Source organism: Brevibacterium sp. FAM 24630 (assembly GCF_049804075.1).
In the GTDB taxonomy this organism is placed as follows: Bacteria; Actinomycetota; Actinomycetes; order Actinomycetales; family Brevibacteriaceae; genus Brevibacterium.
In genome coordinates this window covers 1-628 of the sequence record NZ_JBNBZD010000071.1, presented here as the reverse complement: position 1 = coordinate 628, position 628 = coordinate 1, and the positions used below count along the sequence as shown (strand labels likewise).

Here is a 628-nt window from a genome sequence, read left to right as displayed (position 1 = left end):
TTGGCCGAACACAACCGCCACGCAGTGCGTGCCGCCATGGGTTGGCCGGCCGCTTCGGCTTCGTCGGCGAGGTATCGGTACCCGAACTCGGGATCATCGCGGTGGGCATCGAAGAGCGCATCGGCCCGATATGCCTCAATGACGACTGCTTCAGGGATGGGTGCTGCCAGCCACCGGTAGTAGGGCTGGCGGGAGAGCTTCAAGACCCGGCACGACACCGCCACGGGGATCCCGTCGGCGGCGAGCTCTCTCACGAGCGGGTAGAGCCTTTTGACGGCAGATTCGCCTGTGACAGATACGCGGCCGCGCGGCGCAGGACCTCGTTCTCCTGCTCAAGCAGACGATTGCGCCGACGCATCTCTCGTAGTTCGGCGGACTCGTCGCTGGTGTTGCCGGGTTTGTTGCCGGCATCGATTTCTGCTTGGCGGAGCCATTTGTTGATGGTGCCTTCGTGGACTCCGAAGTCCTTGGCGATCTGTCCGATCGTCGTCTTGGAATCCCTGGTCTGGACGACGCGGATGACGTCGTCGCGGAATTCTTTCGGGTAGGGCTGTGGCATGGTGTCTATCCTTCCAGGCTTGCCTATGAACAAGCCAGATTAGATGTCACCTAACCCTGCATCAGTCCC

Annotated in this window: 1 protein-coding gene and 1 pseudogene; both read right to left on the bottom strand. The window is 61.8% G+C overall.

The window, feature by feature from the left end; translation table 11 throughout:
• Nucleotides 1-254 (bottom strand): annotated as a pseudogene (locus tag ACPUD7_RS17765) (IS3 family transposase); the annotation flags it as partial.
• Nucleotides 251-559, bottom strand: a complete 309-nt coding sequence (locus tag ACPUD7_RS17760; protein ID WP_009883324.1) for a transposase — start codon at nucleotides 557-559, stop codon at nucleotides 251-253. The gene ACPUD7_RS17760 and the pseudogene ACPUD7_RS17765, both read right to left, overlap by 4 nt.
• Between the last annotated feature and the right edge of the window lie 69 nt (nucleotides 560-628).